Here is a 5,662-nt window from a genome sequence, read left to right on the forward strand (position 1 = left end):
CCCTCACAAGTTCTAAAGTGTAGCCGTTAGGCTATCACTTTAGGGAACTTGCAATATATCCGCTACACATAATATAGCATAGTGATAGCCACTTGTCAAGCGGATATATTCGTGCGTGGATTTCGCCAGAAATACAGTGGAGCTTACTTCCTCTTGGGCGACTTTGGAAGTGTAGGAGGGAGACAGTCAAGGGCTTGTTTTTTATCTGCAGTATGAGCTTCGGCTTGCCGATCAGCGAATGCAGCAGATAAAAAATGGTCGCAGACCACCCTTTACTTTCTTCCGCCGGAACAGACAATGAAGCACAAGGGGAAGTGACGGAACGGACGGACAGCCGTTTCCCCCTCCGGCATGATAGCCAACAAAAAAGAGTATCAAGGGTAAACGCTGCGGTCTTTCGACCGCCCTTGACACTCTTTTCCTTATGGCTCTGATAATAAACAAGGGGAAATGGCTTCTTGTGGCATTTCTGCCACTATGGTATAATGGGCAACGCTACCACCCCTATACAGGTACAGAAAGGGGGTGTGCCACCATGAGTATATTTTCGTCTTTCTTACTCTCTGTCTTGGCAAGTGTAGTCGCCTACTACATCTGCAAATGGCTGGACGGAGATAAATAGGCGGTAGCCAGCCTAAGGCATAAGCCACCTTGCCACAACGGAATAGAAAAGCCCCGGAGGTCGCAACTCCGGGGCTTTTTGCGTGCCACAATGAGCACTTTCGTCTTTCTTGCCTACTGGCATTATAGCATATGCCTTTCAGCATTTCAAGTATGCCCTACTTCCACCACTTATAAACCGTATGCTTTGCAAGTCCTGTCTCTCGGATGCAGTCCGCTTTTGTTCCCAGAGGGTTGCTTTCTCTCCATTCTTCGACAATCTTCGCCTTGTCTGGTCTCCCTTGTAGAGCTTTGCCCCTGTCCTCATTCATTGTTTCAAGGGTAAAACGTGCGATTTTTAAGTGCGTGGCTTGCTTTCTGCCGTTCCTCTTATTTGGCGGTATGACAACTTTCGTCTGCTTCTCTATCCATTCTCGGCTTGCCATAGTCGAAAGTAGCTTGTTATCAGCTTTGAGGGCTTTCAATGCGTCCTTTACATCTTCCCTTGTAAAATGGTTGTCCTCATCATCTGTAAGGCTCTCCAGATGCTCCAAAAATGAATAGGCATCTTGCCTTATTCGTCTTTCAGATATGCCACATTTCAAGCCATACGCACACAATGCCATGATTGAGAAGTACCTACCGCCTACCTTTACTTCGGTAAAAATCTTGTTCTTCCACCACTCATAAAGGGCTTCATTACACACCCATGTGCCTTTTTTCTTCGGTCTGCCCTCTACAACTCGCTCTTGATACCACTCTGGGTACAGCTTCTTTGCTTCGTCCAGTGACAGCTTACTCTTTTCTTTCTTCGGCTTCTCTGTAAGTACCGATAAATCAACCTTACAGTTCGGTATGCTGTCCTTTATATCTTCCAGAGTATAGCGGTTATCCGACATCTTATAGGCTTTCACTGGGAAGTCTGCCCCCAGCTTGCTCTGGCTCCCAACACACCTAAAGCCTTGATAGATACCTGTTATATCTGGGCTGTCTGGTCTGATACTGCTCGTATCGTTCCATAGTCTGCGGATAAATGCTTCTTTCAGCTCCGCAAGGGTATCTTCCAGATTATGATACAACTGTACTGGCTCTTTCAAAAAGTAATAGGCATGGACACCCTTTCCAGAACTCACAAGGTAGGTCGGTCGGAGCTGTACTCCGTTCCCGAATTGCTTCAAGAGGTTCTTCAACTGCTGTTTTCCGACATAATCAATATCTATTGCAACCGCATACAGTTCATGTGCGTTCTGCTTCGTGTGTGTCTTGCCATAGAACGTGATAGGCGGTATCAGTCCGAACTCGTCCCCTATGACCTTATCAAGCATATTCAGACTATCATCTATAACCCACTGCTTCGTTCTTCCCTTTCCAGATGGTCTTATCTGGGTTGCAATCACATTTCCTTTTCCGTCATGCTCTGCACTCTGTAAGCTCCCCTCTGGGAACAAGTCACGATAGAACTCATGGGGGCTGACCTCTGGAAAACCTCTCTCCAACATCAGCTCCTCTTTATCCCTATATACCTTTCTCCACTCATACATTGTTTTTGTATTTCTACGCATATTTTTCTCCTACTTAGATATATTATATAATATACTGCCCTTACTCCGCTTGACCGCTAATCTTATCAATAGATTTTTGCACCTTTTTCTCTCAAGTATAAGGGAGTGCCTTTTTGGTGTCAATATCTACACCTCACTCCCTCTCGCCTTCACCGCTTATCTTATCAATGAAGTATTTTACCTTTTTCCATCAAGTATAAGGGAGTGCCTTTTTGGTGTCAATATCTACACCTCACTCCCTCTCGCCCTTATCGCTTATCTTATCAATGAATTTATTGCACCTTTTTGACCTCTAAAAAAAGGGAGTGAATTAAGAATATCTCATCCTCACTTCACTCCCTCTTATTTTCATCACTACTCTTACCAATATTTCAGTATTTTCTACTTAGCATCACGAAGAGTTCCTTTCCATACTGCGTATTCGTCACCTTTCTCATCAGTTGCGGTTAATATTGCTTCACAATATGGATTTGATGGTGGATTCGGAGTCGTATATACATAGCTTCGAGAATTAGTTCCTGTATACCCATTATGATCTTCTTCATTTGTATGCCAACTATTTACTCCTTCAGCTCTTGTTACAAGTTTACTGGATTTTAATTTTAATGGATTAGACGTCATAGATGCCTTAACTGTGTACTGCGGTCTTCCAGATGAATCTAAACCATCATAAAAATACTCCATACTTCCTAAAATTCTATTTTCAATATCTAAAGCTGTAGCAGGAATAGGTTCTCGAGAAGAAATTGTGTTTTTTCCATCACACGCAAAATATACTTTATCCAGCAAAACAGATTCTCCATTAGTTGAACGAGTCACCGATTCTACCGCCTCGGTTTCAGCAGGAGCTGTATCTGCTGCAAAACTAACCATATTCATAGCCATCATCATTATTGCTGCCAAAGCTAACGCTACAGATCTGCGAATATTTCTCATTAATTTTCCTCCTATGTCAATGTATTTTTATAGCATCTAAAGCAACAAGTACATTGGCATCCCCTCCTTTTTGTTTTACTATACTATATTTTCAACAAAAAAACATTAATTATATATAACATTTTTATAAAACTTTACTTGACAAATAAATAATATAACACTATCAAAAACGTCCCAATATTACAGACCATACCGCCCCAAAACAGGTATATCTTCAAGCCCTCATATCTGAAAAAGCTGTTTTTGCTTTCCTCCAGCTCCCGGACTTTCTGCTTCATTACGCTTGTAAGCGTATCAGACTGCTTTTCAAGAGCTTTTGTTGCCTTCTGTACCGCCTCTATATTCGCCTGTAACGCCTTTTTTACCTCTTGGACGGTACTTTCTCTGACCTCATCTCTCAGGCTCCCAATTCCGGCTGATATGGCGTTCTGAAGTAGTTCGTTGCTGTTCTCTAACTGCTCGACTTGCTTCTTCAGCTCGCTGATGAGCTGCCTGCTCAGCTCGGCGTCTCTCTGCCTGTTCTGCTCTGCCCTTGCTTGTCCTTGATTTGACTGCTTCATCAATTCCTCGCAGCTCTCGCTCGACAAAGCTAAGGCTTCCTTCAGCAGGCTGTTCTCCAGCTCTGTCCGGCTCTGACGGTTCAGTTCTTGGATCCGTTCTCTCGGACTTGCCTGCTCTGACTTCTGCTGTTCGTGCATTTCTCTCAAACTCATGCTCCAGTTCCTCCTTTCCAAAACCCATGTTGTAGTATTTTTCCAGCTTATTATTACGAATTTTGCAAGCCTTTTCTCCTGCCTGCTTCCTTGCTAAGTCGGTATATGTGATGTATTTGTGGCTGTCCTGCCAGTCCACTCCGTACCCTCTTTCATTCATCAGCCGAATAAAGCTTTCCCGGCTGGTCGCTGTTTCCTTACAGTCCAGGACTGCCAGGGCAATGTCCTGGACATAGCTTTTCACTTTCCCCTGCTCCGCCTGCTTCAGAAGCTGGTACGTCTCTTTTTTCCATGCCACTGTTTCCTCACGTTCCGCTCCTTCAAAGGTCTTTCCCTTTTCTGAGACGTGTAGCCCCTGCTCCCTGCTCTGTGCGTTGCACCGCTCCTTCAGCTCCTGCAGGTCGGCGCTGCTCCACTGCAGCTTGTGCCCGTCCTCAAAATTGACGGAATTGACGATAAAGTGCGTATGGATATGTTTTTTGTCCTTATGGGTAGCCACAAGCACCTCAAACCCTTTCCATGCCGACGTATTCTCTGCAAGCTGTAAGGCGTTCCTGTGTGCCTGCTCCGGCGTGATTTTCTCGTCCTTATGGTAGCTCTGGACAAAGTGCTTGTATGTCCTTCCCCCGGTTTTCTCCCATAGTTCCTTGGTGGCTTGCATTTCGTCCTTTACTGTATCTGGTTCACAGTGCAGACCGCTGACAAGCTTATCCTCTGTCTTTTCCTCTTTTGTCACATAGTCCAGTGCTTGCCCTATGCCTGCTTTTGAAGATACTGCTTTAATAACTGCCATACTTCTCTCACCTCTTTCATGGTGTTAGGAAGCTCTTGCTTATAGTCCACATATCCATTTTCATTCAGCTTCTTGGCTATCTGGTTCAGATTGTTGCCTTGCCTTTTCAGCTCTGGATATATCTCTTTCAGTCCGTCCAGATTGACAATGTTCGACTGTGTGAGGGCTTCAATGATATATTGCTGTTGGCTCTTTCCAGACTGCTCTACTTTTTCTTTTATCTGTGCAAGTTCTTCCTCTGACACTCTTATAACTATCTGCTTCGGTCTTGTCCTATTCATTGATGAAGTCCTCTCTTTCCTTTACCCACTTCTTAATGAGTTCGATTTCCTCGTTCATGTTCGGCTCTTTCTCTGGCTTCCAGTCCGCTCTCATGTCTTTCAGTTCTTCCAGTGCTTCTTCTAAGTCTGCCTTATAGCTTTCTAAATCTTCTTTTTCGCTTGCTATATATTCATCAACACTATTGTAACAAGGCACACACTCATAGCTTGTAAAATCATCATTATACTTGTGGTACACAATGTCTTTCCATTCATCACTTGGCTCTGCTATGTTCTGTTTAGTAATTTCAATGTCGGATTTTATTGTCTCTACGTTCTCCAACATATCCAGATAATGCTCTGGTTCATAACCCAAATTCAATAAGTGATTCAGCAGTGTAGGCTCTGGGAACATTCCGAACCAACAACGCTCGAACCACTGGTCAGCATAATCTCTTTCATCACTTCCATTGGAGTAAGTACCGCCCACCAAATCTCCGACAAAATTCTCTATCAGCTCTCCGATTGTCAGACCATGCTTCCCACACTTTCTCGCCAGTCGGTCACAATCTGCGTCCGACAATTTCACTGTGATTTTTCTCTCTCTGATTGTCTCAATTTCTTTCTGCTGTTCCTCGCCCCAACTCATGCTTTTACCTCTCTTTCTTCTTGGCTATCACTCAACAATTTACCGCATATCTGCGGTCACTCAAAGGGGGATTGAAGGGGGGCTTTGCCACCCTCACAAGTTCTAAAGTGTAGCCGTTAGGCTATCACTTTAGGGAACTTGCAATATAT

Annotated in this window: 5 protein-coding genes; all 5 read right to left on the minus strand. The window is 44.1% G+C overall.

All coding sequences use genetic code 11. The features are described from left to right. Nucleotides 1-779 precede the first annotated feature (779 nt). Complete coding sequence (locus tag DW819_RS15340; RefSeq protein ID WP_002595441.1) at nt 780-2,162, minus strand: hypothetical protein; 1,383 nt, start codon at nt 2,160-2,162, stop codon at nt 780-782. 381 nt (nt 2,163-2,543) lie between these two features. Continuing rightward, complete coding sequence (locus tag DW819_RS15345) at nt 2,544-3,098, minus strand: hypothetical protein (protein ID WP_002595445.1); 555 nt, start codon at nt 3,096-3,098, stop codon at nt 2,544-2,546. Nucleotides 3,099-3,488: 390 nt separating this feature from the next. Next, nucleotides 3,489-4,604 carry a relaxase/mobilization nuclease domain-containing protein gene (locus DW819_RS15355; RefSeq protein ID WP_002595444.1) on the minus strand — a complete coding sequence of 372 codons (1,116 nt, stop codon included), beginning with the start codon at nt 4,602-4,604 and terminating at the stop codon, nt 3,489-3,491. Further along, nucleotides 4,565-4,885: a plasmid mobilization relaxosome protein MobC gene (mobC, locus tag DW819_RS15360; protein WP_002595443.1), complete on the minus strand. Its 321-nt coding sequence runs from the start codon at nt 4,883-4,885 to the stop codon at nt 4,565-4,567. Before mobC ends, DW819_RS15355 begins: the two co-directional genes overlap by 40 nt. Next, on the minus strand, nt 4,878-5,513 hold the full coding sequence (locus DW819_RS15365) for a hypothetical protein (RefSeq protein WP_002595442.1): 636 nt from the start codon (nt 5,511-5,513) through the stop codon (nt 4,878-4,880). The genes mobC and DW819_RS15365 overlap by 8 nt, the downstream gene beginning before the upstream one ends. Between the last annotated feature and the right edge of the window lie 149 nt (nt 5,514-5,662).

Source organism: Clostridium sp. AM33-3 (assembly GCF_003480315.1).
Taxonomy (GTDB): domain Bacteria; phylum Bacillota; class Clostridia; order Lachnospirales; family Lachnospiraceae; genus Brotaphodocola.